Source organism: Kushneria marisflavi (genome assembly GCF_002157205.1).
Taxonomy (GTDB): Bacteria; Pseudomonadota; Gammaproteobacteria; order Pseudomonadales; family Halomonadaceae; genus Kushneria; species Kushneria marisflavi.
On record NZ_CP021358.1, the window covers coordinates 2,689,159 to 2,704,167 of the forward strand.

The window sequence follows — 15,009 nt, forward strand, 5'->3', positions numbered from 1 at the left end:
GTTTAAACATGAGTACCAGTCTTCAGCCTATCGGTCATCTTTCGCCGGGCAATGACCTGAATGGCTATATTCAGGCAGTCAATCGTATTCCCGTACTGACCGTGGACGAGGAGCGTGACCTCGCTACGCGTCTTCATACCGACAGTGACATTGAAGCCGCCCGTCGCCTTGTCATGTCGCATCTTCGTTTTGTCGTGCACATTGCTCGCAGCTATTCCGGTTATGGCCTGCCACAGGCAGATCTGATTCAGGAAGGCAACGTGGGTCTGATGAAGGCCGTCAAGCGTTTCGACCCGGCACAGGGCGTGCGGCTCGTGTCCTTCGCCGTACACTGGATCAAGGCCGAGATTCACGAGTTTGTGCTGCGCAACTGGCGCATCGTCAAGGTGGCGACCACCAAGGCGCAGCGAAAGCTGTTTTTCAACCTGCGCAGTGCCAAGAAGCGTCTGTCGTGGTTGAACAACGATGAAGTCAATGCCATTGCTCAGGATCTGGACGTCAAGCCTGAAGCCGTGCGCGAGATGGAAGGTCGTCTGTCGGCCTTTGATGCCGGTTTCGACCCGGCACCCGGCAGCGAGGATGACGAGCAGAGCTATCAGTCTCCTTCACAGTATCTGGAGGATGGTCGTTCTGACCCGGCACTGTCACTCGAAGAATCCGACTGGCAGGATCGTTCGTCGCAGCAATTGCGTGACGCGCTGGCCCGGCTTGATGACCGCTCTCGTGACATTCTTCAGCGCCGTTGGTTGGCCGAGCAGAAATCCACGCTGCATGAATTGGCCGATACCTATGGGGTATCTGCAGAGCGCATTCGACAGCTCGAAAAGAATGCCATGAAAAAACTTAAACAGGCGATCGGCGAATCGGCTGAAGTAGCCTGATCATGACGCCTTTGATCTCATACTAAAGATTGTTTTTTGATGCAAAAGTTGACCCCGGGCTCCCAAGGCCCGGGGTTTTGCTTTACGGTCGTGCTTCATGAAAAAAAATGATGATCAATATTTTTTATTACTTATATTGATGATCGTCAGGTGATTTCTGTGGCTGCTCCGAGCGCTGACCGATGTCTATCTCTGCACTTTTGCGTCAATCGAAACTGATGGCACCTCTGAAAGTCCCCCCCTTGCTGAATGCGCTCTATCGTTTGATGTTTGCCCTGATGCTGACGGCACTGTGCCTGCTCTGGTGGCAAAAACATATGGATGACCACACGCTGGCCATGGGGCTGCTGCTGTGGCTGTGCTGTTTTTTTCAGGGCAGGGAGCTGTTGTCGAAGGGCTATGAGCGATATTGCCTGAAGCAGGGCGGATCGGATGATAGCGATGACTGCGGCAGCAGGCTTTCCGGCATCATGTACCGCTATTGCCATGATGAGCGGCGGTATCGCTATCTGAACAGTGCAGCGAATACGACCGTATCGATGCCGGAATTACCAGGCTACTGTCTGCCCGGCAGTGCCTTTGATGCCATGGTGCATCCCGATGATCGTCAATCACTGAAGTGCGCCCGCCATCTTGCCCTTCAGCGAGGGTATTTCGAGCACACCTATCGTCTGGTCCATGGGGCGACCGAGCAGCAGGTGCTGGATCGCGGTGTGATTCTGCGTCGCGACGGGAGGACCGAGTGTCACGGGCTTCTGATCGACATTAGCCGGCTCGAGGCAGGTAGCGTCGTGCCGGAAGGGGAGGAAAGGTGCTCGATGCCCGGTGAGGCCGCCTCTTCACACCATGCCTTCTCTTCACGACACGATCACCACGATTATCCGGCGATGTTTGTTGACCGCAGAGGGTCGCACACCACGTCTCCGCCTGATTCGAAGGCGCTGCATCGGGCGATGAAAAATGAACAGCTGCGGCTGGTCTATCAACCCCAGGTGCAGGGTAACGATCAACACATTGCCGGTTTTGAAGTGCTGCTGAGATGGCATCACCCCGACTACGGCACCATTCCACCCTCGACTTTCATTCCGATGGCTGAATCGGCAGAGTTCATGCCGGTACTGGGCAACTGGGTCATCGACAGAGTATGCCGACAGATCAGTTGCTGGCGCTCGCAGGGCTATCAGGTGCCGGTTGTGGCTATCAACGTCTCCGTACTACAGCTCGATCGGGCTTTGCTGGCGCATGTGGCAACGGTGCTGGAACGTTACGCCCTTGATGGCGCCTGCCTGGAGTTCGAGATTACCGAAAGCCGCATGATGCAGAATTTTGACGAATGTGTGCACGTCATCTCAAGACTGCGTCAGCAGGGTATTCGGATATCGCTGGACGATTTCGGCACTGGCTACTCATCACTGGACAAGCTGGCACTGCTGCCACTGGATCGTCTCAAGCTGGACAAGAGTTTCGTCATGGCACTGCCCGATACCCATCATGGCTATCAGATCATCGAGGCGATCGTGCGGCTGGCGCATTCACTTCAGCTGACGGTCGTGGCCGAGGGTGTCGAGACGCGCCGGCAGCAGCATCTGCTCAACGAGCTGGGATGCGAGATCCTGCAGGGCTACCTGTTCGGCCCCGGGGTCGAGGCCGACAAGGCCGTCAGATACCTGAAGGAACATCAGTACTGACGGGACGCTATTCCCCTGCAGTCAGATGAGCACTCAAAAGCTGCCATTGATCGTCCCAGTGACTCTGGGGTGCGCGACGAAAACCACTTCTGACGTATTGTCCAATGCGTCCTTCGGCAACGGCCATGAGCAGGTTGGCCAGCGCTGAAACCCCAATGTCCGGACGATACCCCTGTTCGATTTCACCGGTGCGCAGCACCTGCTTGAGCTGTGTTTCAAGGCGCTCGAAGAGCTGTGCCATGCGGGTCTGCAGGCGCTCATGTTCACCGGTCAGCGCTTCGCCGGTCATGATGCGACAAAGTCCCGGGTTCTTGTCGGCAAAGATCAGCAAAAGCGTCAAAATGCGCTGGCAGCGGTCACTGACGCTGCCGGGTTCATTGACGATCAGGGTGACGCGCTCAAAAAGTGTTTGCTCAATGTACTCGATCAGCGCCTCGTACATGCGGGTCTTGCTGGGGAAGTGGCGGTAAAGCGCAGCCTCCGACACGCCTACCTCGCGTGCCAGTGCAGCGGTCGTGATGCGCTGACCACGCCCCTGTTCCAGCATGCGCGCCAGTGCCTGAAGGATCTGGTCGCGGCGTGAAAGTTTCTGTTCCCTTGTCATGGCCATCTTTTTTATCTGCCTGCTAGGGTGCCCGGGACGGCCTCGGGCACCCGTGAATGTGGTCATGTCCGTGCCACACGCGACATCAGTTCGAGGCGGTGCCTGTCTGATCGGTAATCAGCGTGCCCACGCCCGAGCGGGTAAAGATTTCCAGCAAAATGGCGTGCTCTACGCGCCCGTCCACAATGACCGAACTGTTGACGCCGTTTTTCACCGCCTCCAGCGCGCAGCGAATCTTGGGCAGCATGCCGCCGTAGATGACGCCGTCCTCGATGAGCTGGTCGACCTGCTCGGTGGTCAGGCCCGTCATGACCTCGCCTTGCTGATTCATGAGGCCGGCCACGTTGGTCAGCAGCATGAGCTTCTCGGCGCCAAGGGCCTCGGCCACGCGTCCGGCGACCAGATCGGCATTGATGTTGTAGGAGTGCCCTGCGGCGTCCACACCAATGGGCGCGAGGACCGGAATGTAATCGGCCTCCGAGAGCATCTCGATCAAGTCGGTCGAGATGTGCTCGACTTCCCCGACATGGCCGATGTCGATGATTTCAGAGGCGGTCATGTCGGCGCGCTTGCGCTGCACGGACAGCTTGCGAGCGCGAATCTGGGCGTTGTCCTTGCCGGTCAGGCCGATCGCCTTGCCACCTGCACCATTAATCAGATTGACGATGCTCTTGTTGACGAGCCCGCCGAGCACCATCTCGACCACATCCATGGTTTCCGAATCGGTCACCCGCATGCCGTCTACAAAGCGGGATTCGATATTGAGACGCTCCAGCAGCTGACCGATTTGAGGGCCGCCGCCGTGCACCACGATCGGGTTGAGACCGACTTCCTTGAGCAGCACCACGTCACGAGCGAAAGAGTGAATCAGGTTGTCTTCGGTCATGGCGTTGCCGCCATACTTGATCACGACCGTCTTGCCCGAGAACCGCTGAATATAGGGCAGCGCCTCGGACAGGATTTCAACGACCTGGCGCGGATTGTATTCGCTGTCATGCATGTTGCAAAACGCTCCTGTAAAAGAGAAAAGGGTGGGGCCGGCCCGGATGTCAGTCCTCATGGAGAGGACTTCAATATCTCCGAGCCGGCCTGGAGATCGCCGGCGCTCTAGAAGGTCGGCGTGATGTCGGGGGCGACGGCCAGCAATGCCTGACGAAAACGATCCTGAACGCGCTCGAGCGCCTCACGGGATTTGCCTTCAAAGCGAAACACCAGCATGGGCGTGGTGTTGGAGGCACGGCACAGCCCCCAGCTGTCCGGATAGTCCACGCGGATGCCGTCGAGCGTGGTTCTGGTGGCCTGCTCACCGAAATCGGTGTCCCTGATAAAACGCTCGACGATATCGAACTTGTTGTCATCGGTGACGGGCACGTTGATTTCGGCAGTGCTTTCGTCCTGAGGAAAGCGGCTGAAGTACTGATCGGCATCTTCGGGCTGGCGTGACAGAATCTCGAGCAGACGGGCGGCGGCATAGAGGCCGTCATCAAAGCCGTACCAGCGCTCCTCAAAGAAAATGTGGCCGCTCATTTCGCCGGCCAGAGCAGCGCCGGTCTCCTTCATACGCGCCTTGATCAGCGAGTGACCGGTGTACCACATCTCGGGCGTACCCCCGGCATCCTCGATGATCGGAACCAGATTGCCGGTGCTCTTGATGTCGAAAATGATCCGCGCCCCCGGCTGACGCTCCAGAAGATCGCAGGCAAAGGCCATCAGCAGGCGGTCGGGATAGATGATCTCACCGAAAGGGGTGACCACGCCGACCCGATCGCCGTCGCCATCAAAGGCAAGCCCAATGTCGGCACCGGTCTCGCGGACCTTCGCGATCAGATCCGTCAGGTTTTCAAACTTGCCCGGGTCTGGATGATGATTGGGGAAGCGGCCGTCGATCTCTTCAAAAAGGGGCGTGACACGGGCGCCCAGGCGGCGGATCAGCTCCGGCCCTAGTTCACCGGTGACGCCATTGCCGCAGTCCACCACGGCATGCAGTGGCCGGTCGAGAGTGACATCGTCAAGGATGCGTGCCAGGTAGGTCTCACGCAGGTCATGCTCGCGACAGTGGCCCTCGCCATGTGAGAGCTCATTGTGCTCGATACGCCGATACAGAGCGGTAATGTCATCGCGCGACAGGGCGTGACCGCCCAGCACGATCTTGAAGCCATTGTAGTTCGAGGGATTGTGGCTGCCGGTAACGGCCACGCCCGAGGTGATCCCTTCGAGTATGTGGGTAGCAAAATAGAGCGTGGGGGTGGGGACCATGCCGACATTCACCACATCACAGCCGGCCGCGCACAGCCCCTCGATCAGGGCCTTGGACAGCATGGGGCCCGAAAGCCGACCGTCACGGCCGACGGCCACGGCCTTTTCACCGCGGGCGAGCGCTTCACTGCCGATGGCCTGGCCGATCAGGCGCGCGGTATCAAAAGTGAGCTGCTCGTCGACCACGCCACGAATGTCATAGGCACGAAAGATGGCGGCACTTACCTGTGTCATGAAAAGACTCCTGTCCTTTAAACCAGCGTCAGTGTCGTCCCGAATGGCCGAAGCCGCCGGCGCCACGAATATCGTTGTCATCGTCACCGGGCGTGAACTCGTCGACGACCTCCAGTTCGGCCTGAATGACCGGTACCAGTACATACTGGGCGATACGCTCGAACGGCTCGAGCGTGACGTGCTCCTGCCCGCGGTTCCAGACCGAAATCATCAGCTCGCCTTGGTAGTCGGCATCGATCAGCCCGACCAGGTTGCCCAGTACGATGCCGCGTTTATGACCCAGTCCCGAGCGCGGCAGGATCATGCCGGCCCAGGCCGGATTGGCAATATGCACGGCAAGGCCCGTACGCACCAGTTCGCAGTCACCGGGTGCCAGCGTCAGCGGAGTATCCAGCAGGGCGCGCAGATCCATGCCGGCGCTGCCACGGGTGGCGTAATGGGGCAGAGGGTATTCACGTACCCGGTCATCGAGAATTCGGACCTGCAGTCGCGGCCGGTCGGAAGAAGCAGTCATGAGCAGACAGGGCTCCGCGTTATCTGATGCCCGCGGTAAAGGGGCAGCATGTAATCAATAATGGCGCGCGCCAGGTCCTGCTTGGCACGCGGTGATAGCGTATGCGACGTGGCCGGATTGTCCGGCTGGTCAGGGTCGAGATAATACAGCACGGCAGCGTTGTCATCGGCGCCGAAGCCCAGTCCCGGTGCCGCCACGTCATTGGCAACGATAAGATCCAGGCGCTTGCGCACGAGCTTGTCATGGGCGTGGCGGGCAAGTTCCCGGGTTTCGGCGGCAAAGCCGACGGTGAAAGGGGGCGACTGGCGATGGGTGACGGCCGCGATAATGTCCGGATTCTCGACCAGGCTCAGCGTCAGGCCGGGACTGCCGGACACCTTCTTGAGCTTGTGCTCGGCCACTTCTGCCAGGCGGTAGTCCGCGACCGCTGCACAGCCGATGAAGATGTCGCATTCGGCCAGTGAGGCGTTCACGGCCTCAAGCATCTCCACGGCGCTCACAACATCCACTCGCGTGACGCCTTCAGGTGTAGCAAGCGCCACCGGGCCACTGATCAGGGTGACGCGTGCGCCCTGGTCTCGAGCAGCGCAGGCCAGCGCAAAGCCCATTTTCCCCGAGCTGTGGTTGGAGAGATAGCGCACCGGGTCGATGGCCTCACGAGTGGGGCCGGCCGTAATCACGACATGCTGCCCGGCCAGCGCCCCGGTTGCCGGGTCGGCATCGTCGGCCATGAAGGCATCCGGTGCGGGAGCGTGATCATCATGCTCGGGGGTAGCATCCAGTGGCAGGGTGCCGGGGGCGGGTGAGTGCCCGGATAAAGCGGCGTCAAGGGCGGCGACAATGTCTTCCGGCTCCAGCATGCGCCCGCCGCCAACATCGCCACAGGCCTGCTCGCCGGCATCCGGCCCAAGCTGTTGCCAACCGAAGGCCTTGAGCGTCTCGGCGTTGCGCTGGCTGGCGGGATGCGACCACATGGCCTGATTCATGGCCGGGGCCAGCAGGCAGCGCGCCCGGGTGGCGAGACACAGCGTCGTGAGCAGGTCATCGGCCATGCCGGCGGCCAGGCGCGCCATTACATCGGCCGTGGCTGGTGCGATCAATACGATGTCGGCCCATTTGGCCAGCTCGATATGGCCCATGCCGGCTTCGGCCTGCGGGTCCAGCAGCGAGGTGCGGACCTCTTCGCCGGTCAGGGCCTGCAGGGTCAGTGGCGTGATAAAGGCCTGTGCGCCCTCGGTCATCACCACGCGGACGCTGGCGCCGGCCTTTTTCAGCAGTCGCGCCAATACGGCACTCTTGTAGGCCGCGATGCCGGCACTGATGCCTAAAACGATGCGTTGACCCGCCAGTCGTGACATGCAAAGGCTCCATGAGCATAACTAAAATCGGTGGGATGCTACCTTACCACTGCGTGCATGGCGTGCGTAGCATCCGCCGTGCCGTCAACAACCACAACGACATGCTCATGAGGAACATTGCCATGCAGTCAAACCCGAACCGCACGCGTGCCTTTCTGCGTCGTCATCGTCTGGTCCCGGCCCTTTCGGCGCTGGCCGTCGGTGTCGCCCTGAGCGGCTGCGCCAGCCAGAATCAGCCAGCATCGCCGTCTTACGATAATGCAGCGCTTAATGAACAGCTGGTCATGGCCACGGCCTGGATGCAAAGCTCAGCCGAATATCGAGCGCTCTCCTTCCAGGCGTTCAATATCGCCCGACTGCGCCTTGATCAGGCGCTGGAAGCTCGGGTATCGGGTGACCGGCCGCTGGCGGTCATCGTGGACTGTGATGAGGCGGTCATCGATAACACGCCCTTTGAAGCATGGCTGATCGGGCGCGATGAGCATTATTCCAGCGCCAACTGGAATGCCTGGGTCGAGGATGCTCAGGCGCGTGCGCTGCCCGGCGCGCAGGCCTTTCTGGAGTATGCGCGCTCGCGCGGGGTCGAGGTGTTCTATGTGACCAACCGGGATGAGAGCGGTCTGGAAGCCACCATGAAAAATCTCAGGCAGCTCGACTTTCCGTGGGTCGACGAGCAGCACATGATGCTGCGCACTGACACCAGCGACAAGCAGCCGCGCCGTGAAGCCGTCATGGCCACCCATGATGTGGCACTGCTGGTGGGCGACAATCTGGCCGACTTCGACAGTGGCTATGATGCCGATGAGGTCGCCACGCGTAACGCACAGGTCATTCAGGATCGTGCGCATTTTGGCGAGCGCTATATCGTACTGCCCAATCCGACCTATGGTGGCTGGGAAAAGGCGCTCTATGACGGTGACTACTCGCTGTCGCCACAGGAAAAGGATCAAAGGCGCCGCGCCGCGCTGCGCGTCTGGTCGGGGCCGCAGGCGCCCGGCGAGTAATGCGGCAGGCAGGGGCACGCGAGGTGCCCCCGTTGATGTTTTTGATCAGCGTAAATACTGCGCGCCACGGGCGTTGACGAAAAGGGAATAAATGCCGTGGCTGGCGGCCATGAAAAGGCGATTGCCCTGTGGCCCGCCAAAGCATAGATTGGCGCAGCGCTCCGGCAAGTGGATATGGCCGATGGCCTTGCCTGACGGGTCGAAAACGCGAACGCCGTCCAGTGCTGCCGGGTCCGCCTCGGGTGCCCCCGAGCTGCCCCAGCCGCACCACAGGTTGCCATGATCATCGCACTTGATGCCGTCCAGCCCGCCAAATCCCTTTGCTTCGATATGGCGGGTGCGCTCGCCCAGCGTGCCATCATCATTGACCTGATAGGCCCATACGAGCCGGTCCGGTCTGGCACGGCCTTCCACAACGTAAAGGCGCTTTTCGTCCGGCGTGAAACACAGCCCGTTGGGGCCGGCGATATTGTCAATCACGCGGGTGAGGCCCAGGGTGTCACCATCAATGCGATAGACGCCGTGGGGCAGCTCGATGTCGATTTTATGGCCTTCGTAATAGCCCCCGGCCTGAAACGGCGGGTCGGTAAACCAGATCGAGCCATCACGCTTGACCACGATATCGTTGGGCGAATTGAAGCGCTTGCCCTCGAAATTATCGGCCAGCACCGTGATCCTGCCGTCATGTTCGGTACGGGTGATGCGACGGCCGAGATCGTGGGTCGTAGAACCTTCACAGACGATCAAACGACCCTGCAGGTCGCGTGTCATGCCGTTGGAAAAGTTGGCATTGTCTCGATACACGCCCAGTGACTGGCTGATCTCGTCCCATCGCACGATGCGGTTATTGGGGATGTCGCTGACCAGCAGGTAGTTGCCATCGCCAATCCAGACGGGACCCTCTGCCCAGCGCAGGCCATCGGCCAGCATTTCGACACTGGCATTAAAAATGCGCAGTTCCAGAAAGCGATCATCCAGAATCTCAACGGCAGGGTCCGGATAGCGCTGATTCAGCGGCTGTGCGCTGGCCGGCTGCGCCAGTGAGACACCGGTGACAGCAATCGCGCCACAGGCCAGCGACTGTTTTAAAAACATACGGCGCAAACCGCTTTCGCAATGAAATTGAGAGTCCATCGGCATCCCCTTCTGGTTGTTAGCGCTAACAATTTCCTGCGCTTACGCTAGGGGATGCCGGAAGATTTGGGTATCCGCCAATATACCAGGAAGAGACATCAGGTCTCGCCCTTGCCGGGTGGCGCGCCCGGCAAGGGTTTGACGTCTTAATCAAGGGTGATGACCACCTTGCCCAGATGCTGCTGGCTCTGAAGATGCTCGAAGGCGGCACGGGTATCGTCAAAGGCAAAGGTGCGATCAATCACCGGCTTGATCCGATGCTGGGTGATGGCACGGTTCATCTGCTCGAACATCTCGCGCGAGCCGACATAGATTCCCCTCATCAGCACACTCTTGCGCATAATGGCAGTCGGGTTGATCTCACCCCCGGTCAAAACGCCAATCAGGTTGATCTGCCCGCCCAGACGGGCAGATTCGATCGAGCGGGGCAGAGTGCCGGCACCGCCAACCTCCACCACATGATCCACACCGCGCCCATCGGTCAGTCGCTGAACGTCCTCCTGCCACTCGGGCGTCTGGCGATAGTTAATGGTGGCGTCAGCGCCGAGTTCGCGTACGCGGGCAAGCTTGTCGTCGCTGGAAGAGGTCTGAATGGCCCGGGCGCCGGCGGCGCGCGCGAATTGCAGGCCAAACATCGAGACGCCGCCGGTGCCCAGCAGCAGCACGCTGTCGCCGGCTTTCAGGGGTGACTTGCCGGCATAGAGGGCATTCCAGGCCGTGACGGCGGCGCAGGGCAGGGTGGCGCCTTCCTCATATGAGAGGTGCTCGGGCAGCGCGACCAGGCCTTCCTGATCGAACAGCACATACTCGCTGAGCACGCCATCCATGGCGCCGCCCAGGGCCGACCCGGGATGGCTGTCGTTAACCTCGCCGCCCAGCCAGTTCTGCATGAAAATGCCCGCCACACGGTCGCCCACGTTGAACCGCGTGACGTTCTCACCGATCTCGACCACTTCACCGGCACCGTCGGAGAGTGGAATGCGATCAGGGGCGACGCCACCACGACCGTACTTGCCAGTGACGACCATCAGGTCACGGTAGTTCAGGGAGGCAGCGCGCATCCGTACCAGAACCTGGCCACGAGCCGGCCGGGGCGTATCGCGTTCGGTGAGGGTCAGGTCGCTGATCGCGCCGGTGTTGGGCAGGGTATAAAGACGCATCATGATTCTCCTGAGCATTGTCCATATGACAGGGAAAGCGTAGCGGGACAGAGAAGCATGACAATAAAACGCCGTGATTTCAGTTCTCGAATCGAGCGCCGTTAATCCTTTATCAGGATATTCTGTTAAAGGGAGCAGGCGTGGGTATCAGTCACTGGCCGGAAGGCGAACGACCGCGGGAGAAGCTGATTCATCTGGGGCCTCAGGCCCTGTCGGATGCCGAGCTGCTGGCGATTTTCCTACGGGTGGGTGTCAAGGGACGCTCGGCGGTGGATCTGGCACGGGATCTTTTGAGCGAGTTTGACGGACTACGGCCACTGCTGGAGGCCGATCGCGATACCTTTTGTCGTGCCCATGGGCTGGGTGATGCCAAGTACGTGCAGCTGCAGGCCGCGCTTGAGCTTTCGCGTCGTCATCTGGAAACGCTTTTAATGCGTGGCGATGCACTCAATTCACCCACCATGGTGCGTCGCTTTTTGAGCGCGCATCTGCGTGATCTTGGCCATGAAGTGTTCGCCGCACTCTTTCTGGACAGCCAGCATCGTGTGTTGCGCTTTGAGAAACTCTTTACCGGCACGCTGGACGCCGCTGCCGTTTATCCGCGTGAAGTGGCCAGGCGTGCGCTGGCGCTCAATGCCGGGGCCATCATCTTTGCCCACAACCACCCCTCCGGGGTCGCCGAACCCAGCGACGCCGATCGTCGCATCACCACGCGCCTGGTCGAGGCGCTGGGGCTTTTTGACATTCGGGTGCTGGATCATTTTGTGGTGGGCGACGGCGAAGTGAGCTCCTTTGCCGAAAGGGGATGGCTGTAAGGCCGACACCGGCACAAGGGCAATAATATCAAGGGGTGCTTGCCGATCAGGGGGTGCTCTGGTATAAAGTACGCCCTTTGACTTTCTGCGGGTTATGAACAGGGGGCAGGGAGGCGTATCGCCTGCCACTTCTCACCGGTTTGCCCGAATACTTAATAGACACTCATGTGGGGCCCATTCGGGCTCACGGCTGGAGGCTTCCATGTCACAAGTCTGTCAGGTTACCGGCAAGCGTCCGGTGACTGGTAACAACGTTTCCCACTCTCAGCGCAAGACGCGTCGTCGTTTCGTTCCGAACCTGCATACGCATCGGTTCTGGGTCGAGTCCGAAAAGCGCTTTGTCCGTCTGCGTCTGTCCTCCAAGGGCATGCGCATTATCGACAAGAAAGGCATCGAAGTGGTCCTCAAGGATCTGCGTGCCAATGGCCTGAGCGTCTGAGACGACGGTTCGTGATTACACCTCAAGCGCCCTGTGCGCTTGAATGCGGAGAGCAACATCATGCGTGACAAGATCAAGCTGGTTTCAAGCGCGGGTACCGGTCATTTCTACACGACCGACAAGAACAAGCGCAACACTCCTGACAAGCTGGAATTCAAGAAGTACGACCCGGTCGTACGCAAGCATGTCATGTACCGTGAAGCCAAGATCAAGTAATTGATCCCGCTTTGCGCGCCGCCCGACAGGGTGGCCTGAAAGGACCCGGTCATGGCCGGGTCTTTTTGTATCTGGTCCTTTTTTCGATGCCTGGCTGGCAGGCCCTCATCTGCTGCGCCGTCTCCCCTTTCTTCAACGCTGTCACATTAGACCCTCATGCCCGAGCTGCCTGAAGTCGAAACGACCCGCCGCGGTATTGCACCGTGGGTGGCAGGTTTCGAGATTAATGAAGTCATCATTCGTCATCATCGCCTGCGCATTCCGGTCCCGGAAGGCTTGGCCGAGCTTTTGGCCGGTGAGCGCATCGGCGAGATCGAGCGCCGTGCCAAGTATCTGCTTCTGCCGGTGGCCGGTGGACACCTGCTCTGGCATCTCGGTATGTCCGGCAGTCTGCGGCTGGTCGAGATCGGCACCGAGCCGCGCAAGCATGATCACATTGATCTGGTCATGAGCTCGGGGCTGGTGCTGCGCTACCACGACCCACGTCGTTTCGGACTGGTGGATTTCCTCAAAGGTGATCCGTTCAGTGACCGTCGCCTGGCCGCGCTCGGCCCCGAGCCACTTGACGACGGATTCAGTGGCGATCACCTGTATGAGCGCTCGCGCGGCAAGCGCGTGGCGGTCAAGAACTTCATCATGGATAACGCCACCGTGGTGGGCGTTGGCAACATCTACGCTGCCGAGGCGCTGTTTATGGCTGGCATCGACCCGCGTGTCGAGGCCGGCCTAGTCGAGCGCGAGCGTTATCAGCGTCTGGCAGCGGCCATCAAGCAGGTACTGGCGGCGTCGATCGAGCAGGGCGGTACCACGCTGCGTGATTTCGTCAGCGGGCGCGGCGAACCGGGCTATTTCGTGCAGCGACTCAACGTCTATGGACGTGGCGGTGAGCCTTGCCGTGTCTGCGGGCATGAGCTGCGCTCGATGACCATTGGCCAGCGCGCCAGCGTGTTCTGCCCTCACTGTCAGCACTAGTCACCGCGCATGACACACTGCCGCGGCGGAGCCCAGCTGATAGAATGTCGGGCAATACACTCGTGCCCCTTTTATTACCAATTCCGGAAGCTGTCGTGACCCAACGTCTTCGTCTCAAGAAAAACGCCGATCGTCGTCTCAAGGCGGGCCATCTGTGGCTATATTCCAATGAAATCGATATCGCCGAAACACCGCTCAAGAGCTTTGAGCCGGGTGCCCAGGCCATTGTCGAGGCGGCCAACGGGCGCGCCATGGGCGTGGCCTATGTCAATCCCAATTCCCTGATCTGTGCCCGCGTGGTCTCGCGCGACACTGATGTGATGCTGGGGCGTTCCCTGCTGGTACACCGCTTCAAGCAGGCGCTGTCCCTGCGTGAGCGTCTTTATTCGCGTCCCTTCTATCGTCTGGTGCATGGCGAGGGCGATCTGCTTCCCGGGCTGGTCGTTGACCGCTTTGACGATGTGGTGGTGGTTCAGCTCAATACGCTGGGCATGGAGAAGGTGCGTGACGAAATCATCGATGCGCTCAACAAGGTGCTTTCCCCCAGGGTAATTGTCCTGCGCGGGGATACTGCCGGTCGGCGGCTGGAGCAGCTCGATGAGCATGTCGAGATCGTTCAGGGCGAGCTTGATGGCCCCGTGGCGCTGGAAGAGAATGGCGTGCGCTTTGAAACCGATGTCGTGGGTGGCCAGAAGACCGGCTGGTTCTTTGATCACCGCGATAACCGTGCCTGGCTCAACGCCCAGGTGGCCGGCAAGCGAGTGCTGGATGTGTTCAGCTACGTGGGTGGCTGGGGCGTTCAGGCCGCGGCCAGCGGCGCCTCTGAAGTGGTCTGTGTTGATGCCTCCGGCCCGGCGCTTGAGCGCGTCGCACAAAATGCTGCGCTCAATGGTGTGGAAGACCGTGTCTCGACGCTGCAGGGCGATGCCTTTGAAGTGCTGGCCCAGCTCAAGGCGCAGGGCGACGTCTTTGATGTGATCGTGCTTGATCCGCCGGCGTTCATTCGCAAGCGCAAGGACATCAATGCCGGCGAGCGAGCCTATGGTCGACTCAACCGCGAGGCGATTCGTCTGCTGGGTCGCGACGGGCTCTTGATGTCGGCGTCGTGCTCGATGCATCTGGCCAGTGATCGGCTCATTGACGTCGTGCGCGGCTCGGCACGTCATCAGGACCGCCATGCCCAGCTGATCTATCAGGGCCATCAGGCCGGTGACCACCCCATTCACCCGTCCATTCCGGAAACGGCCTATCTCAAGGCGATGGGCGTGCGTATCTTCCGCGACTGAGGTCTTCATGCCGCGTCCGGTCCGTATCTTTCAGCATCCGAACAGCCTGCTGGTGGGGCATGTGCGCAATCTGCTTGAAGGTGCGGGCGTGGCGTGCGAGCTGCGCAACTGGACGCTGGCCGGCGGCATGGGCGATCTGGCCCCCATCGACTGCGAGCCGGAACTGTGGGTGGCCTCCGGCGACGCGCCGTGCGCGCAAGAGATTATCGAGCAGTGGCGCCAGAATGTTGAGGCTCCGTCCTCGCCCGGTGCGCGGCTGTCACGGGGCTGGCGCTGTCAGCGCTGTGGCGAGTGGCACGAGGCGAATTTCGATACCTGCTGGCAGTGCGGGCTTGAAAGGCCTGATCCATAGCGCCAATGGGCGTGCCTGTCGCCCGGTCGTCACGGGCGCGTTACACTGTGGGTACCTTCACGCGATGACTTCATCCGCGCCGTTTTCCATCACCGA

16 protein-coding genes are annotated in these 15,009 nt (G+C 60.3%); 9 read left to right on the forward strand and 7 right to left on the reverse strand.

Translation table 11 applies throughout. From position 1 onward, the window contains the following. The first annotated feature begins 8 nt into the window (after positions 1-8). Both rpoH and B9H00_RS12305 read left to right on the forward strand, forming a co-directional pair. The gene (gene rpoH, locus B9H00_RS12300; protein ID WP_086900889.1) at positions 9-881 is read left to right on the forward strand and encodes an RNA polymerase sigma factor RpoH; all 873 of its coding nucleotides are present in this window, start codon (positions 9-11) and stop codon (positions 879-881) included. Positions 882-1,099: 218 nt separating this feature from the next. Next, entirely contained in the window at positions 1,100-2,569 is a 1,470-nt protein-coding gene (locus B9H00_RS12305; RefSeq protein ID WP_157663218.1) for a putative bifunctional diguanylate cyclase/phosphodiesterase, read from the forward strand. A gap of 7 nt (positions 2,570-2,576) precedes the next feature. On the opposite strand, the gene slmA is transcribed toward B9H00_RS12305, so the two are convergent. From slmA to coaBC, 5 genes are all read right to left on the reverse strand, one after another. After that, complete coding sequence (slmA, locus tag B9H00_RS12310; RefSeq protein ID WP_086901858.1) at positions 2,577-3,173, reverse strand: nucleoid occlusion factor SlmA; 597 nt, start codon at positions 3,171-3,173, stop codon at positions 2,577-2,579. Between the two features lie 85 nt (positions 3,174-3,258). After that, positions 3,259-4,173, reverse strand: a complete 915-nt coding sequence (argB, locus tag B9H00_RS12315; RefSeq protein ID WP_086900891.1) for an acetylglutamate kinase — start codon at positions 4,171-4,173, stop codon at positions 3,259-3,261. A gap of 107 nt (positions 4,174-4,280) precedes the next feature. Then, positions 4,281-5,663, reverse strand: coding sequence for a phosphomannomutase/phosphoglucomutase (locus B9H00_RS12320; protein WP_086900892.1), 1,383 nt, complete (start codon positions 5,661-5,663; stop codon positions 4,281-4,283). A gap of 28 nt (positions 5,664-5,691) precedes the next feature. Beyond that, positions 5,692-6,177, reverse strand: a complete 486-nt coding sequence (dut, locus tag B9H00_RS12325) for a dUTP diphosphatase (RefSeq protein WP_086900893.1) — start codon at positions 6,175-6,177, stop codon at positions 5,692-5,694. Continuing rightward, a complete protein-coding gene (gene coaBC, locus B9H00_RS12330) occupies positions 6,174-7,535 on the reverse strand; it encodes a bifunctional phosphopantothenoylcysteine decarboxylase/phosphopantothenate--cysteine ligase CoaBC (RefSeq protein ID WP_086900894.1) in 1,362 nt (453 codons plus the stop codon). The genes dut and coaBC overlap by 4 nt, the downstream gene beginning before the upstream one ends. A 122-nt stretch (positions 7,536-7,657) precedes the next feature. On the opposite strand from coaBC, the gene B9H00_RS12335 reads away from it, so the two are divergent. After that, positions 7,658-8,539: a 5'-nucleotidase, lipoprotein e(P4) family gene (locus B9H00_RS12335; protein ID WP_157663219.1), complete on the forward strand. Its 882-nt coding sequence runs from the start codon at positions 7,658-7,660 to the stop codon at positions 8,537-8,539. 45 nt (positions 8,540-8,584) lie between these two features. On the opposite strand, the gene B9H00_RS12340 is transcribed toward B9H00_RS12335, so the two are convergent. Then, positions 8,585-9,673, reverse strand: coding sequence for an SMP-30/gluconolactonase/LRE family protein (locus B9H00_RS12340; RefSeq protein WP_086901859.1), 1,089 nt, complete (start codon positions 9,671-9,673; stop codon positions 8,585-8,587). Between the two features lie 146 nt (positions 9,674-9,819). Beyond that, on the reverse strand, positions 9,820-10,836 hold the full coding sequence (locus tag B9H00_RS12345) for a zinc-dependent alcohol dehydrogenase family protein (protein WP_211329574.1): 1,017 nt from the start codon (positions 10,834-10,836) through the stop codon (positions 9,820-9,822). 137 nt (positions 10,837-10,973) lie between these two features. Here B9H00_RS12345 and radC point away from each other — a divergent pair, with 137 nt between their 5' ends. The 6 genes from radC (at position 10,974) to B9H00_RS12375 (ending at position 14,913) form a co-directional block, all read left to right on the forward strand. After that, a complete protein-coding gene (gene radC, locus B9H00_RS12350; protein ID WP_086900897.1) occupies positions 10,974-11,648 on the forward strand; it encodes a RadC family protein in 675 nt (224 codons plus the stop codon). A 202-nt stretch (positions 11,649-11,850) separates the two neighbouring features. Beyond that, positions 11,851-12,087, forward strand: a complete 237-nt coding sequence (gene rpmB, locus B9H00_RS12355; protein ID WP_086620665.1) for a 50S ribosomal protein L28 — start codon at positions 11,851-11,853, stop codon at positions 12,085-12,087. Positions 12,088-12,147: 60 nt separating this feature from the next. Continuing rightward, positions 12,148-12,303, forward strand: a complete 156-nt coding sequence (gene rpmG / locus B9H00_RS12360; RefSeq protein WP_086620664.1) for a 50S ribosomal protein L33 — start codon at positions 12,148-12,150, stop codon at positions 12,301-12,303. A gap of 156 nt (positions 12,304-12,459) precedes the next feature. Further along, positions 12,460-13,275, forward strand: a complete 816-nt coding sequence (gene mutM / locus B9H00_RS12365) for a bifunctional DNA-formamidopyrimidine glycosylase/DNA-(apurinic or apyrimidinic site) lyase (protein WP_086900898.1) — start codon at positions 12,460-12,462, stop codon at positions 13,273-13,275. Positions 13,276-13,370: 95 nt separating this feature from the next. Then, positions 13,371-14,561 carry a class I SAM-dependent rRNA methyltransferase gene (locus tag B9H00_RS12370; protein WP_086900899.1) on the forward strand — a complete coding sequence of 397 codons (1,191 nt, stop codon included), beginning with the start codon at positions 13,371-13,373 and terminating at the stop codon, positions 14,559-14,561. 7 nt (positions 14,562-14,568) lie between these two features. Then, positions 14,569-14,913 carry a putative signal transducing protein gene (locus B9H00_RS12375; protein ID WP_086900900.1) on the forward strand — a complete coding sequence of 115 codons (345 nt, stop codon included), beginning with the start codon at positions 14,569-14,571 and terminating at the stop codon, positions 14,911-14,913. Positions 14,914-15,009: the final 96 nt, after the last annotated feature.